We start from the raw sequence: 23,049 nt of genomic DNA, 5'->3' as shown, positions 1-23,049 counted from the left end.
TAGTAAAATAACCTTTCCTAAGCATAATATTTATTAATGGCAATAACTTACACTATTTGCTATTAATAGAAACTCATAAAATAAGGGCGTTTTCGCGCTAGAATAGGGAAAGTGTCCACTGATAAAGCCGTTATGTAGCTTGGAGGATAATCATGCAACATGTCATAAATGTGTTAGAGCCTATTTTTCAAGAACATTGTTGTAGGGTCAAGTCGGCACCTGAGGAGTCTCTAACGATATTTAAACTCAGAGCTCATGGCCATGGTGTTCCTGATGAGGTGACTAAACAGTTAACCTCCTTTTATTTACAAGTTGCAGAAGTTCCTTGTTTGGACTCATTTGCTGTACATGGTTGTGATGAAATCATCATATTCGAGTGGTGGCAGGACGGTGAGCTATGGCTAGGTACAAAGGATTATTACATTTTACGTTGGTCATCTGAGAAAGCACGTTTTTGTATTGGGGATGCAAACAACGTAAGCTTCAGCAATGAAGAAGAGTTTATAATGTTTTCCGATGCCGTTGTAGCTTTAGCCAATGTATATTCGTGATGTTGAGTTTTTATGCTACATAAGAAAGGTATTTAAACTAAACAAAAAAAACAGTGAGTTACGATTTGTTTTGCTACGCATTTCACCCCACAATTGTTGTCCGCATAAGGCGGCGTTATCAACGTCCGCAATTGGCACTTACCTGCCAATAATAGTCACATCACTCCCACCGGCACTCGCGTATATTCACTTTGTCGTTTTTAAACAGTACGCCTTCTGATAGTAGCTTTTCGCGTTGTTCTTGGTATTTTTCGCTACCTTCAGGGAATGATATTTTACCTTGGCTATTCACTACCCTGTGCCAAGGTATAACCGAGTCGTTTGGCATCATTTTTAATAAGCGCCCGACCAACCGTGAGTTTTGCGGGTAGCCCGCAAGTGCTGCAACTTGCCCGTAACTTGCTACTTTTCCTACTGGTATGCCTGCGATAACAGTATAAATAAGCGTTTCTTTATCAATATCCATTGTTGTTAGAATATTCCTTACTTAATTGTTTAAATTGCTCCCAGATAGTACGCGCTACAGGGCCGTGGTGCATTGCATGCTGCCTAAAGGCTCTAATTTGCGCGCTAAATTTATGCTCTCGGTCAGTTATGTGTATTTCTTGAAGTAAGCCTGCTTTTATTTCAGGGTCGCAGTGCTCTAGGCTCATCATTGCCCAACCCGCACCTGAGAGTAAAAACGATTTTAGGGTCGATACATCATCAATTTTCATCATGGCGGAGCCTTTTGAGTACGATAGCCTGTCGCTGTCGATACTCAAGTCACTTTCAAACATGGCTAAACACGGATACGTTTGCAGTTCGCTATAGGTGAGTTTTTGAGGGAGTACGCCTTTAGCGCTCACAATGCCAATATCGAGCCTGCCTATGGGTACGCTTTCTAAATCGCCTGTTGCATGAAATAAATCAAACCACGGGCCAATGCCTAATTCGGCTTGCCCACTGTTTACTTGCTCTAATGAAATAAAGCGCTTCCCGCTGGTTAAGCTAAACTCTGTGCTGGTAAACAACCTAAAAGTATTACTTATGATCTCGTTATAACTCTGCATATGACAAAGTTGCTCGTAACAAACTCTAAATTGGGGTTCATTACCTAATGCCAATTCTTTAGCGAGCTGTGCCAGCTCGTCGTTGGCATGCAGTAGTTGCTGCGCTTCGCGGTGAAAAACACGCCCTTTTTCAGTAAGCTGCAATCGGTACTTACTTCTGTCTAGTAACTCAAATCCTATTTTGGCTTCTAAGTTTTTAATTGCGAGTGTAAGCGCGGGCTGCGTTTTATGTAGCTTTAGTGCTGCTCCACTTAAGCTTGCGCTTTGCACTATGGCATCTAAAATTATTAATTGATTCAGCTTCATATACCGCCCTGCAACATCATAAATAAAACTTATTGAGTTTCTAAAATTTAATGATTTTTATTTTATATGTTTGCAGCGTATGCTGCACTTAATTATTTTGCCATGATTGCAACGGAGAAGACATGAAACTCTTTCGTCTATGTTTATTAACAACGACCTTACTTAGCTTAATAGCCTGTTCTGAGCCAGAACAACAAGTTAAAGAAGAGCCTATTCGCCCTGTTAAATTATTCAACATAGGTCATGATACGCAAATTAACATTCGTAGTTTTCCTGCTGAAGTTGTTGCAAACCAAGGCTCTTACCTTGCTTTTAGGGTAAACGGCGAACTTGTTAAGTTTCCGGTTCTTGCTGGTGAACACGTTGAAAAAGGTGATTTATTAGCAAAACTGGATCCAGAAGATTTTCAATTACAGTTTGACGAACGTAAAGCGCGCTTTGAATTGGCAAAGTCACAACTTGGCCGTATTGAGCAATTGTTTGAGAAAAAAATCACCAGCCAATCAGAATTAGATCAAGCCACTGCTAATATGCAAATTGCTGAATCTGCATTTAGAATTGCACAAACGAACCTTGAATACAGTGAACTACGCGCACCATTTTCAGGCACTGTCGCTAAGGTGTTTGTTAAAAACTTTGAAAATATTCAAGCAAAGCAAAATATATTACGCTTAGAAACACGCGATTTAATGGATGTAGAAATCCAGGTTCCTGAAAAAATAATCGCTCGCCTTAAAAAAGGCACCGATTACCACCCTACTGTAAAGTTTGATGGCTTTGACGATAAAGAATACACACTTGATATCAAAGAGTGGGACACCCAAGCTGACCCTGCAACGCTTACCTATAAAGTTGTGTTTTCGCTACCAGTACCTGAGGACTTTAATTTACTAGCGGGTATGACGGGTAGCGTGCTTATAGATTTAAGTAAAGTAACACGCTCGCAAGTTGCTTATACAATATTACCTATCGAGTCGGTGTTTTCTGAGCCGCAAGAATCAATTGAAGATAACGCCTACGTATGGCTTTTTGATTCAAAAACTAGCCAAGTGCACAAACAAGCTGTAAAGGTTGGCCAGTTGCACCGCGATGGTATTGAAGTATTAAGCGGTATTGAAGAAGGCCAAATTGTGGTTTCTGCCGGTGTGCATTCACTAAAAGAAGGCATGAAAGTAAGAGCATGGAATAAAGAGCGAGGCTTATAATTATGAGCTTTGCACAACTCTCCATAGAGAAAAAAGTAATCAGTTGGATGTTTACGCTGCTGCTATTAATTGGCGGTAGTGTGTCGTACTTTGATTTAGGGCAACTAGAAGACCCTGAGTTTACGCTTAAAAAAGCCATGGTTATTACCATGTACCCTGGCGCTTCGCCGCAGCAAGTTGAAGAAGAAGTTACTTTTCCGATTGAAAACGCGATTCAGCAATTACCTTATGTTGATTACGTTACGTCTATTTCATCTAACGGGAAATCACAAATTACTGTTGAAATGAAAAGCACTTATCGTAAGGAACAACTCCGCCAAATTTGGGATGAAATGCGTCGAAAAATTAACGACCTTTCTCCGTCATTACCCAGTGGTGTTTACCCAAGCACTATTTTGGACGACTTTGCCGACGTTTACGGTGTTATGTATTCGGTAACCGGTGATGGTTATTCGTATGACGAGCTTAAAGATTACGTCGATTTTTTAAAACGTGAACTGGTATTGGTTAAAGGCGTAAGTAAAGTAACAATAGCGGGTGAACAACAAGCGCAAGTAATGGTTGAAGTTTCTACGCGTAAACTTGCTCAATTAGGTATTGCGCCAAGCCATATATTCCAGTTATTGCAATCGCAAAACACGGTATCTAACGCGGGTAAAATTCGCGTGGGCGATGAATCAATTCGCCTGCACCCTACCGGTGAATTTAAAGACGTAAAAGAACTCGAAACGTTGCTTATTTCAAAATCGGGTGAAAGTGAACTTATTTATTTAGGCGATGTTGCAAAGGTTTACAGAGAGTATGCAGAAGTACCAAATAACATTATTCGTTATAACTCTCAGCAAGCTTTACTTATTGGCGTGTCGTTTATGTCGGGTGTTAACGTGGTTGATGTGGGTAAAAACATAGACGAGCATTTAGCATCACTTGAATATCAACGCCCTCATGGTATTCATATAAATTCTGTATACAACCAACCACAAGAGGTTCAAAAATCGGTTGATGGTTTTATTATCAGCTTACTTGAAGCCATTGCGATTGTTATTGTAGTCCTGCTGTTATTTATGGGTTTAAAAAGCGGTATTTTAATTGGTGGTATTTTACTGCTTACCGTACTGGGTACGTTTATATTTATGAAGTTGTTTGCTATCGACTTGCAACGCATATCGCTTGGGGCACTTATTATTGCGCTTGGTATGCTGGTTGATAACGCAATAGTCGTCACCGAAGGCATACTTATAAACCTTAAACGTGGCCAAACAAAACTCAAAGCGGCTGTTAATATTGTTGAGCAAACAAAATGGCCTTTACTAGGTGCAACAGTAATTGCAGTCACTGCCTTTGCGCCAATTGGTTTAAGCTCTGATGCCAGTGGTGAATTTGCCGGTAGCTTGTTTTGGGTGTTGTTTATTTCGCTTTTATTAAGCTGGATAACAGCAATTACGCTAACGCCATTTTTTGCTAATTTAATGTTTAAAGAAAACGAATTTAAAAACGAAGAAGGCCAAGAAGATGAAGACCCATACAAAGGCTTTATTTTTAATGGTTACAAAGCGATTTTAGATTTAGCGCTGCACTTTAGAAAAACCACGCTTATATTAATGGTTGTTTTACTGTGTACAGCGGTTGTTGGTTTTGGCTCTGTAAAACAGTCGTTTTTTCCTGCCTCTAATACGCCTATGTTTTATGTAGATTACTGGCAAGAGCAAGGTTCTGATATTCGCTCAACCCTTGAGGGCGTTAAAAAACTTGAACAGTTTTTATTAAAAGAACAGCTTGTTGAAGAAGTAACAAGTACAACAGGCCAAGGTGCACCGCGCTTTATGCTTACCTACGCGCCAGAAAAATCATACCCAGCGTACGGGCAATTAATTATTCGTGTTTCCAACAGAGAAGCCGTAGCAACTGTAATGCAAACAGTGCGTGATTACTCACACAATTATGCACTCTCTGCACAGCTTAAAATTAAACCTATGGAAATTGGCCCCTCTACTGATGCAAAAATAGAAGCTCGTTTTTCGGGTCCTGACCCCGTGGTATTAAGGCAGTTATCCGCTAAAACCAAAGAGATATTAGGCAAGGACGACGGTGCATTCAATATTCGAGATGACTGGCGCGCACGTACCAAAATGATTCGCCCGCAATTTAACGAGCAAAAAGCACGTCGATTAGGTATTAGTAAATCAGATTTAGACAATGTATTACTAACGAGCTTATCGGGTAAACAAGTGGGCGTATATCGCGATGGCACGCAGTTGCTACCCATTATTGCCCGTTCTCCCGCTAACGAGCGCTTAAACGTAGAAAGCGTACACGACCTTCAAATATACAGCCCAGTATTGGGTGTATTTGTACCAGTGACTCAGGTTGTAGACGAATTTGATGTGCAGTGGGAAGACAGCCTAATAATGCGCCGCGATCGCAAACGTACTATTACAGTAATGGCCGATAATAATGTATTAGGGGATGAAACACCTGCAAAACTATTTGCCCGTATTCGCGGTCCGATAGAGAACATGGAACTACCGCGTGGTTACCAACTAGAATGGGGCGGCGAGTTTGAGTCATCAAGCAAGGCGCAAAAAGCAATATTTGGCTCATTACCGCTGGGTTATTTAGCGATGTTTGCAGTCACGGTATTACTTTTTAACTCACTTAAACAGCCACTTGTTATTTGGGCAACTGTGCCTTTGGCTATTATTGGTGTAAGCGCGGGCTTGTTAGCAATGAATGCTCCGTTTAGCTTTATGGGTCTACTTGGTTTGTTAAGCTTAAGCGGTATGCTAATTAAAAACGGTATTGTATTAGTTGATCAAATAAATCTTGAATTAAGGGAAGGTAAATCGCCCTATGAGGCCGTATTTGACTCTGGTGTGAGCCGTGTACGACCGGTTGCAATGGCAGCTATAACCACTATTTTGGGTATGATCCCGCTGTTATTTGACGTGTTTTTTCAATCAATGGCGGTAACGATTATGTTTGGTTTAGGCTTTGCTACAATTTTGACTCTAATTGTAGTGCCAGTACTTTACACAGTTATATTTAGAATTGATTACGAGCCACGTAAGTAGTTAAACATATAATTGGTTAACATTAAAAAATGCCACAGGCTCAAAATCCTGTGGCATTTTTATTTAATACCGATGAAAAAAGAAAGGCTACATATTTAGTTGTTAAGAAACTAACCGCAACACTTTTTATATTTTTTGCCACTACCACATACACAGGGTGCGTTACGCTCTGGTACTTTATCAAATACTTGTGGTGTTGACTTGCTAAGCGCAAAGTCTAGTTCGCGAATATCTTCTAGTACGTCTTCTTTAACTTCAATTGAAGCAAACAGCGAATGCTCTTCTAGTATTGCTTCTATTTCTGATTGTCGTTCAGCTGAGTTTACAATTAGCGTTAACGGGTGCAACTCTGTGCCTACCTTTGCGGTACGATTTGGCGCAAATCCATTACTGTTATTTTTACCCATTATGTCGGGCTTACCCATAAAGAAAAATTTTGACATGTTACTTCTATAACCTTTCTACATTATTAAGACGGCGCATCTTAACAGCTTACCCAACATATAACTAAGGTGTACTTGCTAATGCACAATATAAATCAGGCTTTAGCGTATATACGCCTAATATAGCGACATAATGAGGCCATTTAATGGATTTAGGCAAAATTTAAATTCGAAATATAGTAAAATTATCATGACTCAACTTAGTGGCGTTTTAGTATCTAACTCAATATTATGGATAAGCATTGGAAAACTTTAAAATTGCAGTACTAATAGCAGGCAGTCTTTTTATACTTTTTGGTTATTTACGCTTTATAACTGACGATAATGATAACGTGAACTTAAACAACTACCGTTTTACAGGGGGCATATTACTGGTTATTTCCGGTATAGTTGATGGCACACGCGACCTTGTTAAGCGCTTGCGCTCTAAAAACGCATTATCGGCGATTGCAGTTTATTTAGGTATACTCTTATTTTATATTGGTTTTAGCATTCAATAGCTAAACATTAAGCGCTAATTTGAGCTTTATACAAGCAGTATTTTATAAGTGAATACCCCGTGACCTTTAAACAACTATTCAACAGCGCCTTATTACTTATAGCAACGGCTCCTCCATTGGTTTTGCTTGCATGGGATGAACAAGCCGATCCCGCTTTTATCCCCAATGGTATGTATGACACTTTAACATTTACGTTATTTCCAATAATGACGATCGTGTTATCGGTTGCTTTATTTAGGCACCTATATAAAAAATACAATAATAACTTTGAATTTAAACATACGGTTAAGGATTATATTGTTGAACACGGGAAGTTGCGCTCAGTATTTATACCAATTGGTTTACCTATTTTAATTTACTTATGGTTGTGGACGTCAGTATGTATTTCAGTAAAGTTACTGGCAAATAAATACGGCGATAATATATGGCAGCAAGAATATCAGTTACTCGAAGTAGGTACTTGTCCAACTGATTATGAATACAGTTGCGCAAAACTGACTGTACTGGATTTAAAAAGCTATAAAAAGCACACTTTTAGATGGTATTTAGATAAAGGTAGATTGGTGGGTTTGCAAAATAACAACGTAAACTTAGTGGGCGTTAAAAGCCCACTTGGTAACATAGTACAAGAAATACAGTGGTAGTAGAATACCACTTAGCTGCACATTATTTTTTTAGACTGAGAATACGGTCCGAACTTGGTTTTGAGTCTGATTTAGCATTAGACGACTTGTTCTCTTTAATGCTTTTTGGCTTACCCACATACGTTGTAGAACGCTTTTGGTAAGGAGTATTACTGCGCTCATTTTTGCGCTCTCCGTTAGCATTGCTGCGCTCAGAGTTACGATTTGTATTTCGCTCATTACTACGCTCACTATTTCGATCACCATTATTAAAGCGTCGTGGGTTTTCGCCCTGAAAATCACGTTTTTTAGGTGCGAAAGGTGCATTATTTTCTGATTGCTTATTAGTATCAAGCGAGTGCTCTTGAGTTTTACCAGAATCAGAAATCGAATCGTTTATTTGCGCCATTTCAATATCTGATAGATGACGCCACTGCCCTACTTTTAAACCTTTAAGTGTTACGTTCATTATGCGCGTACGTTTTAAGGTTACAACTTCGTAGCCTAAGTATTCACACATGCGGCGTATTTGACGGTTTAAACCTTGAGTAAGTACTATTTTAAATTCTTTGGGGCCACTTTGCGTTACTTTACATTCTTTAGTAACGGTATCTAAAATAGGCACACCATTCGCCATTTTTGTAACAAACTGACGATTAAGCGGTTTATCTACCGTAACAACGTATTCTTTTTCGTGATTATTGCCCGCACGTAAAATTTTATTAACGATATCGCCTTCGTTAGTTAAAAATATAAGCCCTTCAGACGGTCTATCTAAGCGCCCTATTGGGAATATACGCGTAGGATAATTTACCGCGCGAATAATATTACTTTGAATTTTACTTTCGGTAGTACACGTTATACCAACGGGTTTATTGTAGGCAATGTAAACGCGCTTTGGCGTGGCTTTAAGAGGCTTACCATCAATTAATACAACATCGGTAGCGGCTACTTTTACGCCCATTTCTGGTGAGTAGCCATTAACGCTGACACGACCTTGCTCAATATATTTATCGGCTTCGCGGCGTGAACAAAATCCTGTTTCACTAATAAATTTATTTAAACGTTTTAATTCGGTCATGGCACTTATAGCGTAGTAATTTTTAAGGCGAGTAGTGTAAACCACCCACACTATTTTTTCGCCCCTAATTTACTATTTATAGGCGTTTAAGCACTAATTTTTACTTTAGTTAATTTACGCCATACACATTCAAGCGGACCTTGATTAAAATAGCGGCTGTATAAAATGGTAAATATGAGCTGCAGCGCAACTAATGCCGTTGCAACTAACCAATAGTCAATACGATCAAAACTGAGCACCCAGTGAGTAAATAGCACTTTATATAACAACAGTTGTATGAGTGTTTGGCTAATATATAAAGTAAATGCTAAGCGCCCTGCTTGTTGAATAAGCGTGCCGACGTGTCCGCTGTTATTGCAAAATTTAACAATTAAATGAATATACAGCGTAGCCATACCTAGGGCCGCAAACATATTTACAAATTCTTGCACCCCATATCCTAAGCTGCCATTAAGCTGTGATGCATAAAGCCTGATTCCACAAAAAACAATGGTCATTGCACCGCAAACTATTAATTGCTGAGTCGTTAAGCCTTTACTAAAAACGCCTTGTTTATATAAATAAATGCCAATGAGCATAAGGCCCACGCACATCCACATTGTCATTATTGGCACCATAACAAGCATCAATGTGTTCATGGCGAGGTTACTAATAAAGTAATCAATATAGTGTGGGTTATAGAAATCTATAAACTGTGCTGAATCGCGGTAAATCACTTCATCGGGTACGCTAGATACAATAAGCACAGTAGCTACACCCGATAACAAAATAAACTCAAGTCCTCTTTTTAAAAGTACGCTGTTATCACTCTCTAAATATTTAATAACAAACCAGCCAGATACACCGTAAACAAATAAAATATCACCTGCCCAAAGTAAAAAACCATGTGCTAAGCCAAAGAGGATTAACCAATAAAGTCTGCTTTTTAACTGCAATTCAGATTTGTAACGTTGCCACTGAATGTAAAGCCCGGCACCAAAAAGCAAACTAAACAGTGTTCTAAAACGCCCGTCTACAAACAAGCTGCTAAAGGTATGAATAATTGAGTCGCTAACAGGAGGATTAGTTAAAGAGGTATACCCGTATTCAAAAAGGCCGAAGGCGTAAGCATTCATGTAAACTAGGCCAAGCACGGCAACGCCGCGAATAAAGTCCATATTATAATTGCGCATTAAAGCTATTATCCGTTAAATATTATTCTTATAACTGTCAGCCCAATCGACTGACTGCTGGTAAAGTGGAGGAAGTATAGCACTGTCTATATTCAACAAAAGTACAGCTTGTTCAAGTGCCCACCAGCTTCCTGTTTCGTATGCTTTAACAACGTTTAAAATATAATAAAGTGTGTTTTTATCCCCTAATAATGCCGTTTTTATTTCATCAGGGAAAGGTAGTTTTTCAACAAGTAAGCTCATTGGTTGATCAAGGATTGCATCTAGCAGTGAAAATAACCCAGTTAAAAATGCTTCGCCTGACTGGCTCTTATTAACCTTTTTTGCTAACAACTCACAAAAACGAGCACGTACAACACACACTTGCATTAGCTCTGCAGGTTTTTTACCTGCGGTATGAGCAGTAACAATAAGGCTAACAAACTTTTTAAGGCGTTCATGCCCTAAATACACAAGCGCTTGCTTTAATGACGATATCTGGCTTTGTATAGGAAAAACACCACTGTTAATTAAACGCAACAATTTATATGCAAGTGCAGCATCAAGCTCAAATAGTCCAGATATAGTTTTTATATCTGGACTGTTTTTCATTATTTCGGCGTAAATAGCGACGACTAAACCATAATTATAATCAATGTCATTTTGTTTGATCATGGTAGGTTTTGCAAAAAAATAGCCTTGAAAATAATCAAACCCCATATCAAAGGCGAGCTTATAGTCTTCTTGTGTTTCTATTTTTTCGGCTAGTATTTTTATTTGTTTATGCGCTTGTAACTTATTAATTATGGGCTGTATTTCGCTAAGAGGTGTAATTGCAATATCAAATTTAATGAGCTTCACAAGCTTTAAAAAACGATCCCACTGTGGTTTATATACAAAGTCATCGAGTGCGAGTTTGTAGTTACTATGAAATAAACCTCGGCACAGTTCATAGTTATCGTCGGTGGGTTCTATGGTTTCGAGTAACTCAATCACAACGTCTTGGCATGGTAGGAAAGCACATAAATCGAGTTTTAATGATTCAGGTCCTATATTAATAAGTGCTTTTTTGCCTGATGTAATATGGCGTGTACCTAAATTTAATTGATTTTCCATAATAAGCCTTGCTGTTGCTTGGCCTTCTGCAATATCTGGAAAATAATTTTTTGGACTATCACGAAAAAGTAGCTCATAGGCTACTACTTTTTTACTTCGATTGAATATTGCTTGCCTTGCAACAAATACAGACACATTACCTACTTCTTAGTTTTTATATAATACTAAGTAATTAAACCCTAAGCAGGTACATTTGTCACTAAACTTTAAAGTACAGCAACGATTTACCGGTATAAGGTTGTTATATAATCAGTTGCCACTTGTGGCCACGAAAAACGCATTTGCTCTGCGCTGTGCTTAATTTTATGCCACTTTTTAGGATTCTGCTTTTTAATTAAGAGAGTTTCGTCTAAACAGCTAATTAAATTACTTGTTTGCGTTGCTAACGTGTCGCCATTAAAGCTAAAACCATTTTCATGATGTTTTACCGTGTCTTTTAATCCGCCAACACTGTGTACTAAACATGGTTGCCCGGCACGCATTGCCAACATTTGGCTAATACCACAAGGTTCAAACGAGCTTGGCATTAAAAATAAGTCACCTAGCTGATACATTAAATCGCCAACACCTTGACCATAACCCTTCAAAAATAAAAGATTAGAATTACGCGCCATTGCTTTGGTAAATATGCTTTCGAGTTCTTTGTCACCCGAACCTAAAACAATGAGTCTGCCGTTATATTCATTAATAACTTGGCACACTTTATCAATAGCTAAAGCCTCATTAACCTGCTGGCACAATAACAACACTTTTTGCTCTGTAAGTCGGCCAACGCTTGTAACTAATGGGCCATTATTAACCGTTGCTTTAAATTGCTGTAGTCGTTGGTGGGCAATATAGTAACCGCTTTGTAACTGCTCGCTATTTGCCATCCAAGTAAATAAAGTGTTCTCGGCTTGGCTATAAAAATCGGCGAGAGTTGCTCCTTCAAGTGCATTGCTTGGATATTCGCAGCCATTTAAAATACCGACAAGCTTACCTTGGCTTGCTGCATTTTGCAGATCTTGCTCAAGCCCTTCGCCACCAAAAAAACCATGCTCGTAATTACTAGGTTCAAGAACCTCTTGGCTGTAGGTTGGTGATACAACATGTACTTTATCGCACAGATTTATTGCACTGCGCATAGGGTTAAAGCAATGTGGATAACGCGGGTCACATAGTTGCTGGCCATTATAACTAAGTGACGGAAACCATGCCTCTAAGCTTGAATCATCATGCTTAAATGGTCTTATACCTTGCAGTGCAATATTGTGCACTGTGTAGGCAATGGGTAAAGTGTTAAGTGAGCTATAACGGGGCTCAAATTTGAGTAAAACTGCAACACAAGCGCTGTGCCAATCATGTAAATGTAGCGCTGTAGGGCGCTTTAATACACCTTGTAATAATGCTTCGCAGACGGCTGCATTAAATAAAGCAAATTTTGTCGCGTCGGTAGCAAAAGGTCGCCCTGGTGCATCGTTACAATATACACTGCCTGACTCACTAAATAGCGGGTGGCTAATAACAATTTGGCTTACATTATTTTGGGCTTGTTGTACTTCAAAAACTTTTAATACATGGGGTTGAGCATTAAATGCAACGGTTACTTCACCTATATAAATACGCTCAAGCGGCTCAAACCCGTAGTCAGGAATAACAACGTCAACCGTTATACCTTGCTTTACGAGCGCCCTTGGGGCATCGCGTACTACATCTGCCACACCGCCTACTTTCGCGCCTGGTAACGCGTCATTTTCTGCTGCAACCATTAATACATGCATTAATTTACTACTTCCTTTAAACCTGTGTGGGCTTGCTCATGAATGAGCAAGCTTTGTTGTCGTGCTTAATATTTAACGTGTTTTACGCTAGCTTTTTATTCTCACGCGCTTGGCGCTCTAACTTTTTTGCAAGCTCAGTGAGCATATCACGAGTAACAAGAACGATGCCTTTCTTAGATACCCTAAAGCCGTTTTCTTCATCTGTTTTTTTGTCAAAACCGATTTCGAGACCTGCAGGTATTTCACAGCTTCTATCTATAATCGCACGCTTAATTTTACAACCTCGATTTATAACCGCACCGGGTAAAATTACCGACTGCTCAATAGTACAAAATGAGCGAACGTGGACATTAGAAAACAAGAGTGACTTTCTAACCGCAGAGCCCGAAATAATACACCCACCCGACACGGTTGAGTCCAAGGCCATACCGCGCCTATCTTCGTCATCAAAAATAAACTTAGCAGGTGGTAGTTGCTCTTGATATGTCCATATTGGCCACGTTGGGTCATATAAATCGAGTTGTGGCTCAGGCATTACCAATTCCATATTAGCCTCCCAGAACGAATCTAGGGTACCTACATCGCGCCAATAAGGTTGCCCTTCTTGGTTTGGATCTCTAAATGGGAAGGCAAATACATTATGCTCTTCTATAATTGCTGGAATAATATCGTGACCAAAATCTCGGCCAGAACCTTCATTCTCAGAATCTTTTTTAAGTTGCTCAAACAAAAATTCAGTATTAAAAATGTAGTTTCCCATTGATGCTAAGCATGTACCTGGCTTGCCAGGTACGGAGCTAGGCATTGCTGGTTTTTCATCAAAACGACACACTCTGTTTTCTTCATCAACGGTCATTACACCAAACGTATCTGCGGCTTCCTCTACGGGCACTTCAATACAACACACTGTCATATCTGCGCCCTTTTGCACATGTTCAGCCAATAAAGCACCATAGTCCATACGGTACACATGATCTCCAGACAAAATCATCACATATTTAGGAAGCTCGTGGCGAATAATATCTATATTTTGAAAAACAGCATCTGCGGTGCCACAGTACCAATCATCACCTTGGCGCTGAGATGCAGGTAGTATTTCAACCGACTCACCAAGCTCTTTTTTAAAGTGGCCCCACGCGCGGTTTACATGACGTATTAATGAATGTGATTTATATTGTGTAGCAATACCAACACGTCTCACACCCGAGTTAATACAGTTTGATAGTGGAAAATCGATAATTCGATGTTTACCACCAAAGTAAACTGCTGGCTTTGCTCGCCAATCGGTTAGCTCATGCAGGCGAGAACCGCGTCCGCCTGCCAGTATTAACGCGTAAGTTTCTCTGGTTAGGCTACTTATGTAGCGATTTGCATAATTAGGCATAATACTCTCTCCATTTAGTCTAGGCTGTTAGTGGCATGGCTTTTAGTTGTCGTTAAGTCTGTTTCACTAATATTGAGGGGTTCTAAATGCCAAATATCTTCACTGTATTGGCTTATGGTTCTGTCACTTGAAAACATACCACTGGCTGCTGTATTTAAAATACTCATTTGTGTCCAGTAGGTCTGATCTGCGTAAGCTTTATCAACTTCTTTTTGAGCTGCTACATAACTTTCAAAATCGTGAGCAACAAGCCATGGATCGTGCGGGCTCTTAATTGCATTTGTTATGTCGTCAAATAAGCATGGTTCAAATAAATTAAAATGCCCGCTTTCGAGCAGTTGCATTACATTATTTAAATCGCTATTTTGCGCGATTAAATGCTCAGGATTGTAACGTGACTTAATATCATCAATTTGATGAGCTTGTGCCCCAAACAAAAAGAAGTTGTCTGCACCAACTGCATCTCTAATTTCAATGTTTGCGCCATCCAGCGTGCCTATCGTCAATGCACCATTCATCATAAACTTCATGTTGCCAGTACCAGACGCTTCTTTGCCTGCGGTAGATACTTGCTCTGACAAATCGGTTGCAGGACAAATAACTTCCATAGCGGTTACGTTGTAATTAGGTAAAAAGGCGACGCGTAAATACGGGGCTGCTAACGGGTCTTTATTTATAACTTCTGCCACGTTATTAATAAGCTTAATAATTTTTTTAGCCATGTAATAACCCGGTGCTGCTTTACCACCTAATAAAACACAGCGAGGAACAAGCCCTTGGGTATCACCACGGCGAATACGGTCATATAAATGAATAACATGAAGTATGTTTAATAGCTGACGTTTGTATTCGTGGATACGTTTTACTTGTACGTCAAACATCATCGATACGTCAAAATCAACATCGCAGCGCGCCTTAACTAAATCAACTAAACGCTGTTTGTTTTCGCGTTTAGCATTTTGCCATTGCCCATGAAATGCTTTGTCATCGTAAAAACGACGTAGGTCGCTAATTGTTGAAAAGTTTTTAACCCAGTCATGACCAATTTTTTCGCTGATTAATTTACTTAAAACGGGATTACAATGCGCAAGCCAACGTCTTGGTGTAACACCATTTGTTTTGTTATTAAACTTATCTGGCCAAAGCGCGTAAAACTCTTTAAATAAACCCGCTTTTAACAGTTCGGTATGCAGTGCTGCTACGCCATTTACAGAGTAACTCCCTACAATGGCTAAGTAAGCCATACGAATTTGCGGCTCATCGCCCTCTTCAATCAACGACAATGCACGCTGTTTATTAACATCACCCGGCCATTGCTGTGCAACTTGTACTAAAAAGCGTGCGTTTATCTCGTAAACTATTTCTAAAATGCGTGGTAATAATTTTGAAAACAACGAAACAGACCACTTTTCAAGCGCTTCAGGAAGTAGCGTATGGTTTGTGTAGGCCATTGTTTTAGTAGTGATTTGCCAAGCATCGTTCCAATCAAGTTCGTAATCATCAATTAAAATACGCATCAGCTCTGCAACAGCAATACTTGGGTGCGTATCGTTTAACTGAAAAACATGAAAATCAGCAAAGTCGCTAAAGCTCTCGCCATGTTGGGAAACCCACTGATCAACTACGTCTTGAATACTCGCAGATGATAAAAAGTATTGTTGGCGCAATCTAAGCTCTTTACCATTTTCGCTACTGTCGTTTGGATATAGCACCATGGTAATTTGTTCAGCTAGGTTTTTTTGAGCGACGGCTTCTGAGTAACTGCCTGCATTAAATTCGGTCAAATTAAATTCATCTGTCGCTTCTGATTTCCATAAGCGTAGCGTATTTACAATATTGTTTTTATAACCTGGGACAGGGACATCGTAAGGGACAGCTAATACATCTTGTGAACTCATCCATTGACGATGCTCTCGGCCAAATTTATCCGTGTAACTTTGCACGTAGCCGCCAAATTTCACACGTTTTGCATGTTCTGGCGCGCTTAGCTCCCATGGGTGCCCTTCGCGCAGCCAGTTATCTGGTTGCTCAATTTGGTTACCATCTTTAATTGATTGGTTAAACATGCCGTATTCGTAACGAAGGCCATAACCAATGACAGGTAACGCTAGACTTGCACAGCTATCTAAAAAACAAGCAGCTAGGCGGCCTAAACCACCGTTACCTAGGCCTGCGTCGTGCTCGGCATCTTCAAGCGTTTCTACTGTTGTGCAGTATTCTTGTAATGCAGCAGCAACTTGGTCGTCTAAATCTAGGTTTAGTATTGCATTACCCAGCGCACGTCCCATTAAAAATTCAAGAGAAAGGTAAGCCGTTTTGCGGCGTTTCTCTTGCTTAATTTGTTGGTTCGTTTCTCTGCAGCGGGCAACAAGTCTGTCGCGAATAGTCAGCGCTAAAGCATGGTATAAATACAGTCTTGATTCGCCGACCTTATCGCGACCTAGGGTATAATAAAAATGCCGTGTTAAGTCATCTTTAAGCGTACTTTCATCTATAACAGGACCTTCTTGCCAGCCCTTTACTACACACACTTGTTCACTTTGTTTAGCCATGACTTACATCCTCTAAATTAGCACTAAAAACCCAACTACTTTGTGCTGAAATTTCAACCATCGCATCTTCATTACTACTCACAGATGCATTATTTACACTTGATAAAACCATTTGCCACGGCGCATTAATAGGCGAAGGCGGCATTTGGCAAAAAACTGTTTTTTTACTGGCATTAAATACCATCAGTAATGCATGATTGTTTTGCTTATCAAGTAAGCTATACATTAAAAACTGTCTGGTATCTTCATGCCAATGAGCGTCGGTCATGGTTTTACCTTGTTCAGTAAACCACTTAACGGTAAAACGCTCGTCTATATCATCTAAAAATACACTGTGTTTGAACGCACTGTGCCCGCGTCTAATTTTTAAAGCATCGTCAATAAATCGTGTTAGCGAATGATTAAGCTGAGAATCTTTCCAGGCAAGCCAGCTAGTGCGATTATTTTGGCAATAAGCATTGTTATTACCCCCTTGAGAGTGCGCCATTTCGCTGCCAGCGGCAATCATGGGAACACCTTTTGAGAGTATCAAAGTAAGTAAAAAGTTCTTTTGTTGTTGCAAGCGCAGTGCGTTTATTTTTGAGTCACTGGTAAAGCCTTCTACTCCACAGTTGAACGAGTGATTTGCACTGTGCCCATCTCTGTTTTGCTCACCATTAGCTTCGTTATGTTTTTCTTCATAACTCACTAAATCGGCAAGCGTGAAACCATCATGACTCGTTATAAAGTTAATGCTATTAAGCGGTCCACGTTGGCTGTGCTCAAAAATATCAAACGATCCATGCAAACGTTTTGCAACGTTGGCAATTATGCCCGTTTCACTTTGCCAAAAACGTCTAATTACATCGCGGTATTGATCGTTCCATTCTCGCCATGGCGGCGGAAATGCCCCAAGCTGATAGCCACCAGGACCTATATCCCAAGGCTCACTTATTAGCTTAACCTTATTAAGCACAGGGTCTTGGGCTACTGCTTGTAAAAAAGTATGCGCAGAGCTAAAGCCTGCTTTTGAGCGCCCTAAAATGGTCGCTAAATCAAACCTAAAACCATCAACCCCCATTACCTCAACCCAATAACGAAGGCTATCAAGTACAAGTTGCAGTGTTTTAGGGTGATCAATATTTATGGTATTTCCACAGCCGGTATCGTTTATGTATACATTAGGCTGACCCTCCACTGTGCGGTAATACGCTAAGTTATCAAAGCCTCTTAGCGATAATATAGGGCCATCGGCCCCAGCCTCTGCTGTATGGTTATAAACAACATCTAAAATAACTTCTATGTCGGCAGCATGAAGCTCGCGCACCATTTGCTTAAACTCGTTTATATCGTCGTTTACTAAATAGTCTCTATGGGGGGTAAAAAAGTTAAGCGTGTTATAACCCCAATAGTTTTGCAGCCCTTTTCCTGTTAAAAATTGCTCACTAATAAAAGAATGAACAGGTAAAAGCTCAACTGCTGTAATGCCAAAGCTTTGTAAATGCTCAATAAAGCTTGGGTGGCTTAACCCTAAAAACTTTCCTTGTAGAGATTTAGGTATTTTAGGATGACGACACGTTGTGCCTTTAACATGGCACTCGTAAATAACCGTGTTTGACCAACGGTGGTTTGGCTTTTTATGCGCATACAACGTAGGGGGTGCTACTTTTGACTTAGGTATATCAATCGCATTATTTACGGTGCTTTTAGTGCCAATTGGCATTTGCCCATAATGGCGTTCGCTCCATGTAAACTCACCAAACAAGTCTTTTGCGTATGGGTCTATCAGTAGTTTATTTTCGTTAAATAGTTGGCCATTTTTAGGGTTATATTCACCCTCAACTCTAAAGCCATAAAGTGCGCCGGCGCTTAATGGCGAAATATGAATACTCCAAATACCCCCTTCGTTAATATTCATCGCCATTTTTAGAATTTCTGAATGGCCACTTTTATCAAACAAACACACATAGGCTTGGCTTGCACCTGGCGCATAAAGCGCGAAGTTAACCCCATTATTAATAACACTAGAACCTAGCGGTTCTACATTACCGGGGGCTACATCAAATTGGTTACTCATCATCAACCTTTTGTAAGTAAATAGTTGTTAAGCCACCAAAGGCAATTGAAATACTGTGTTTAAACCCATGATTTGATTCATTTATAGCGTGAACTATCTGCGATGAATCTTTAGTTACCTCAACGCCAGAGCCAAAAAACTGAGTATCGTCTGTATTTAAAACAACTTTATAACGCCCTTTACTCGGTACGCCAATAACGTAGTTTTCATAGGACGCGGGGGTAAAATTAGCAATAACAACCACAAAGTCTTTTGCGTTTTTAGCATAGCGAACAAAGCTTAAAATACTCTGCTGATTATTATTGTTATCTATCCAGGTAAAACCAGCCGCGCTCGAATCTAGCTCATACAACGCGGGTTGGTTTTTATAAACGGTATTGAGCGCTTTTACGGTGTGCTTTATACCGTTATGGCTTTGGTGCTCAAGTAAATGCCAATCGATAGAATGATCGTGTCCCCACTCTTTTCGCTGTGCAATTTCACCGCCCATAAACAAGAGTTTTTTACCCGGATGTGCCCACATAAATGCGTAGTAAGCGCGTAAATTAGCAAATTTCTGCCAATCATCGCCTGGCATTTTTTCAATTAACGATCCTTTACCGTGGACTACTTCATCGTGGCTTAATGGCAATATATAGTTTTCACTAAAAGCGTATACCATCGAAAAAGTCATTTCATGATGATGATGCTGACGATAAAGAGGGTCGTGCTGCATGTAATGCAAACTATCGTTCATCCAACCCATATTCCACTTATATCCAAAGCCTAAACCGTTGTGCTCAACACTTTGCGTGACGCCCGGCCACGCTGTTGACTCCTCAGCCACCATCATAATGCCTGAGTTGTTTTTATAGCTGCGCATATTGACTTGCTTTAGGCACTCAATTGCACCTAAGTTTTCGCGCCCGCCATAACAATTAGCAACCCACTCGCCTTCTTTTCGGCTGTAATCTAAATACAACATAGAGGCTACGGCATCTACACGCAGACCATCTAAACCAAATTGATGTAACCAATACATAGCATTTGAAATCAAAAAGCTTTTAACTTCAGGGCGGTCGTAGTTATAAATGTAGGTATTCCAATCAGGATGAAAACCTTGGCGCTTATCGGCATGCTCATATAAATGAGTGCCATCAAATCGGTGCAAACCATGCGGATCACTAGGAAAATGCCCTGGTACCCAATCAAGTAAAATACCCAAATTCGCTTTATGGCACTGCTCTACAAAGTATTTAAAGCTGTTGTAGTCGCCAAAACGGCTAGTAGGAGCAAATAAACCAACAGGCTGATACCCCCACGAACCATCAAACGGGTATTCACTTATTGGCATAAGTTGTAAGTGAGTAAAATTCATTTCAAGGGCGTAGCTAACGAGTTTGTCAGCAAGCTCTGTGTAACTTAAATAACGGTTGTTTTCAGCGCGTTGCCATGAGCCTAAATGCACTTCATAAATACTAATTGGCGCATCAATATGATTGCGTTTTTGCCTGTTTTGAAGTGCCTTTTCGCCAAGCTTTATAGGTTCTGGTTTATACTGCAGAACACTTGCAGTACCCGGTGCTTGTTGCATTTTAAAGGCATAGGGGTCGGCTTTTTCGAGTACTTCTCCACTTTGCGCGGTAATTGCAAATTTGTAGCACATGTCGGCTTTAAGGCCTGGTACGAATAACTCCCATACACCACTTGCAGGATGAAAACGCATAAAGTGGCGATTAGCTTGCCAAAAATTAAACTCACCAATAATAGAAATACTTGCTGCGTTGGGTGCCCATACACAAAAGCGCACACCCTCTACGTTTTGTTGAGTACTAAAATGTGCACCAAAATGAGAGTAAGCATGTTCAAGGCTGCCTTCGTTAAATAAATACATTGCCTCTGCATCAAGTGTGCTTTCAAAGCTATATTCATCATAAAAGGTAGTGCTGCTATTTGTGTACTTAGCAATGCATTGATAAGGCGCGGTGGGTAGAGCATCAACTTTAGCTATAAATAAGTCACTTTGTTGGTAGCGCTGCGCCTCAATGCTTTTATTATTTAATGTAACACTTACGTTTATTGCACAAGGTAAGTAAAGACGGATTTCAACCTCAGCATCTGTTTTATGTGCCCCTAAAAAGCTAAATGGGTCTTTAAATCGTCCTGTATTTAATGCATGCACTTGTGCATCGTAACTATTTTCATTAGTTGTACTGCTCATTTAACCTTTCCTTATTGAATCGATAGCAGCTAAAAGTGAGGCATTTTTGGTAAAAATTTCTTCACTGGTATGCGTTAATACACGTCGCCAATTAGGATATTCTTTGTCTGTCCCGGGGATATTAACCGGATACTTCTGCTCATCTAAATCATCTATTTGTATTGCAAATAAACGCGATTGAGAACCCGCCAAACATAATGCTAGTGCGTTATATACTTCGACTGAATTACTATGTAATAGAAGCTCGGTTGTATTGGTATGGCGATTAATAAATCGTAGTATCCTATGTTTCTCTTCTATTCGTTGTTGCTTTAATTGCTCGTATTCATTGCAAGTAATAAGCTTGTATCGTTGCTTAATATTTAAATCAGCATGCTGCCACCAACCTGTAAAAGGCGGTACATCATGATTGGCTATCATTAACAAACACTGTGTTGCTAGCTCATCTGTCGATAAAAACTCACCACTGTGTTGTTTTTCAAAATAAAATAAGCTGTTAGAAAAAATACCGCTAGATGCCAAAGCCTGCCTTACCTCTGGCGGCACAACGCCTAAATCTTCTCCAATAACAATACTCTGATTAATATGTGATTCAATTTTTAAAATGGCGAGTAAGTTCTCAAACGGGTAGTAAACATAACAGCCATCTTGTTCACCATTGCTTTCAAAGCACCACCATAGGCGCCTAATAGCCATTACGTGGTCAATTCTAAGTCCACCTACATTTTGCATGTTTGCGCGAATGAGCGAGCGATAGAATTGGTAGTGATTATTACTAAGACTTTGAGGATTTAGTGCTGGAAGCCCCCAGTTTTGGCCAGCTTCGGCCCATGGATCTGGTGGAGCACCTACACTTGCACCTTGGCTAAACAGTGGCTTTTGATTTTTAAACTCGGCCCCATCACCCGCACAACCAACAGCTAAATCATTTATTAAGCCAATAGCCATACCTCGCTCTGCACAACTTTGTTGACACAGTGCCAATTGCGTATGCGCTTGCCACTGCAGGTAATAATCAAATGTTAAGTTATCTGATTCGAGGGTATTTAACGTAGTTGAATGAGTATTACAAAAATCAGTAAACGCTTGGCGACGCTCATCACTTGCCGTTAATTCAAACTGATTATAAAGCGCTTCAAATAACGCATACTTTATACGGCTTACATTTTCATAATCTATAAATTGATCATTACTTTTTATAAGTGTAATTACATCGTCTCGTTGCATGAGGTCATGTAGAACTGCGTTATTTTGTGCGTCTTCGCTTAATACTATAGAAATATAAAGAGGGTTTAATAAAGCCCGACTACTAGGGCTATAAGGGCTTGCACGCTCTGGCATATCAGCAAATAACAAATGCAGTGGATTAAGTAATATGTAATCCATATTTTGCGAGCTACATAATTTTGTAAGCGTTAGTAAATCGTCAAAATCGCCAATACCTAAATGCGCTTTATTTTTTAATGTGTAAAGCTGAATAGATAATCCAGTGCGCTTTGTGTCTTCAACTTGATAGACTTGCTCAGGCACGCACCAAATTTGTGTAATAGCGTGTTGCTCACCTACCTGAACATTAGCGTCATGATAGCCAATTGGCATAGTTTCTATGGGTAGTGCTAGCTCAATATAGCGAACGCCATGTAAGTAATATTCACCTGTAACTACCAAATTATAAAGGTTCTCAACCGCTATATTCATCCCAAGAGAAGGGACATTAATGTTGGCGGCTAAATACTGCTGACGTTCGTCTATACGAAGCTTTAAAGCGCATTTTTTTTGGTCAACCAAACTCACACTGGGTACTAAATCCAGCCAAAGCGATGCATCTAAATCATAAGTTAGTTGAGTTATTTCGGCTTCGTTATTTGTATCAACACCGCAACATTGCAAAGCACGTTTACGCGTGTCTTCGCTAAAAAACACCTGTTCACCTGTATACTTAGTGAATTCAAAGCCAATACCATGCAGGTAAAACAACTGCGAAAGAGCATCCATTGA

At 39.8% G+C, this 23,049-nt stretch carries 17 protein-coding genes; 5 read left to right on the top strand and 12 right to left on the bottom strand.

The annotated features are described in order from the left end of the window. Positions 1-278: 278 nt before the first annotated feature. On the top strand, positions 279-551 hold the full coding sequence (locus CXF76_RS08750; RefSeq protein ID WP_157823345.1) for a hypothetical protein: 273 nt from the start codon (positions 279-281) through the stop codon (positions 549-551). A gap of 160 nt (positions 552-711) precedes the next feature. On the opposite strand, the gene CXF76_RS08745 is transcribed toward CXF76_RS08750, so the two are convergent. Both CXF76_RS08745 and CXF76_RS08740 read right to left on the bottom strand, forming a co-directional pair. Continuing rightward, the gene (locus tag CXF76_RS08745; protein ID WP_024591781.1) at positions 712-1,017 is read right to left on the bottom strand and encodes an MGMT family protein; all 306 of its coding nucleotides are present in this window, start codon (positions 1,015-1,017) and stop codon (positions 712-714) included. After that, positions 1,007-1,909 (bottom strand): LysR family transcriptional regulator, encoded by a 903-nt coding sequence (locus tag CXF76_RS08740; RefSeq protein WP_010552989.1) that lies wholly within the window; start codon positions 1,907-1,909, stop codon positions 1,007-1,009. The genes CXF76_RS08745 and CXF76_RS08740 overlap by 11 nt, the downstream gene beginning before the upstream one ends. A 122-nt stretch (positions 1,910-2,031) precedes the next feature. Here CXF76_RS08740 and CXF76_RS08735 point away from each other — a divergent pair, with 122 nt between their 5' ends. Beyond that, positions 2,032-3,114 (top strand): efflux RND transporter periplasmic adaptor subunit, encoded by a 1,083-nt coding sequence (locus tag CXF76_RS08735; protein WP_024591780.1) that lies wholly within the window; start codon positions 2,032-2,034, stop codon positions 3,112-3,114. A 2-nt stretch (positions 3,115-3,116) separates the two neighbouring features. Then, positions 3,117-6,185, top strand: a complete 3,069-nt coding sequence (locus CXF76_RS08730; RefSeq protein ID WP_024591779.1) for an efflux RND transporter permease subunit — start codon at positions 3,117-3,119, stop codon at positions 6,183-6,185. Positions 6,186-6,295: 110 nt separating this feature from the next. Here the strand turns inward: CXF76_RS08730 and CXF76_RS08725 are convergent, their stop codons facing one another. After that, positions 6,296-6,628 (bottom strand): PBPRA1643 family SWIM/SEC-C metal-binding motif protein, encoded by a 333-nt coding sequence (locus CXF76_RS08725; RefSeq protein ID WP_101163458.1) that lies wholly within the window; start codon positions 6,626-6,628, stop codon positions 6,296-6,298. 242 nt (positions 6,629-6,870) lie between these two features. Between CXF76_RS08725 and CXF76_RS08720 the strand changes: the two genes are divergently transcribed. Continuing rightward, on the top strand, positions 6,871-7,128 hold the full coding sequence (locus CXF76_RS08720) for a MetJ regulator of methionine regulon (protein ID WP_101163457.1): 258 nt from the start codon (positions 6,871-6,873) through the stop codon (positions 7,126-7,128). Positions 7,129-7,187: 59 nt separating this feature from the next. Then, positions 7,188-7,772 carry a hypothetical protein gene (locus CXF76_RS08715; protein ID WP_101163456.1) on the top strand — a complete coding sequence of 195 codons (585 nt, stop codon included), beginning with the start codon at positions 7,188-7,190 and terminating at the stop codon, positions 7,770-7,772. Between the two features lie 22 nt (positions 7,773-7,794). Here the strand turns inward: CXF76_RS08715 and rluF are convergent, their stop codons facing one another. The 9 genes from rluF to malQ all read right to left on the bottom strand — a co-directional run bounded on the left by rluF (position 7,795) and on the right by malQ (position 23,046). After that, complete coding sequence (rluF, locus tag CXF76_RS08710; RefSeq protein ID WP_101163461.1) at positions 7,795-8,832, bottom strand: 23S rRNA pseudouridine(2604) synthase RluF; 1,038 nt, start codon at positions 8,830-8,832, stop codon at positions 7,795-7,797. Positions 8,833-8,918: 86 nt separating this feature from the next. Next, complete coding sequence (locus tag CXF76_RS08705) at positions 8,919-9,989, bottom strand: DUF418 domain-containing protein (protein ID WP_101163455.1); 1,071 nt, start codon at positions 9,987-9,989, stop codon at positions 8,919-8,921. A gap of 30 nt (positions 9,990-10,019) precedes the next feature. Next, on the bottom strand, positions 10,020-11,234 hold the full coding sequence (locus CXF76_RS08700; RefSeq protein ID WP_101163454.1) for an EAL and HDOD domain-containing protein: 1,215 nt from the start codon (positions 11,232-11,234) through the stop codon (positions 10,020-10,022). A gap of 89 nt (positions 11,235-11,323) precedes the next feature. Next, positions 11,324-12,859: a glycogen synthase gene (locus CXF76_RS08695; protein ID WP_101163453.1), complete on the bottom strand. Its 1,536-nt coding sequence runs from the start codon at positions 12,857-12,859 to the stop codon at positions 11,324-11,326. An 82-nt stretch (positions 12,860-12,941) separates the two neighbouring features. Further along, positions 12,942-14,243 carry a glucose-1-phosphate adenylyltransferase gene (gene glgC / locus CXF76_RS08690; protein WP_002958601.1) on the bottom strand — a complete coding sequence of 434 codons (1,302 nt, stop codon included), beginning with the start codon at positions 14,241-14,243 and terminating at the stop codon, positions 12,942-12,944. A 14-nt stretch (positions 14,244-14,257) separates the two neighbouring features. After that, positions 14,258-16,795 (bottom strand): glycogen/starch/alpha-glucan phosphorylase, encoded by a 2,538-nt coding sequence (locus tag CXF76_RS08685; protein ID WP_024591772.1) that lies wholly within the window; start codon positions 16,793-16,795, stop codon positions 14,258-14,260. Next, positions 16,788-18,851, bottom strand: coding sequence for a glycogen debranching protein GlgX (glgX, locus tag CXF76_RS08680; protein ID WP_024591771.1), 2,064 nt, complete (start codon positions 18,849-18,851; stop codon positions 16,788-16,790). The genes CXF76_RS08685 and glgX overlap by 8 nt, the downstream gene beginning before the upstream one ends. Beyond that, positions 18,844-21,051: a 1,4-alpha-glucan branching protein GlgB gene (gene glgB, locus CXF76_RS08675; protein ID WP_024591770.1), complete on the bottom strand. Its 2,208-nt coding sequence runs from the start codon at positions 21,049-21,051 to the stop codon at positions 18,844-18,846. The genes glgX and glgB overlap by 8 nt, the downstream gene beginning before the upstream one ends. After that, positions 21,052-23,046, bottom strand: a complete 1,995-nt coding sequence (malQ, locus tag CXF76_RS08670; protein WP_024591769.1) for a 4-alpha-glucanotransferase — start codon at positions 23,044-23,046, stop codon at positions 21,052-21,054. Positions 23,047-23,049: the final 3 nt, after the last annotated feature.

The sequence above is a fragment of the Pseudoalteromonas sp. 78C3 genome, assembly GCF_002836695.1.
GTDB lineage: Bacteria > Pseudomonadota > Gammaproteobacteria > Enterobacterales > Alteromonadaceae > Pseudoalteromonas > Pseudoalteromonas arctica.
Note: the sequence above shows the minus strand (reverse complement) of the source record. Positions and strands in the feature narration are given on the sequence as shown.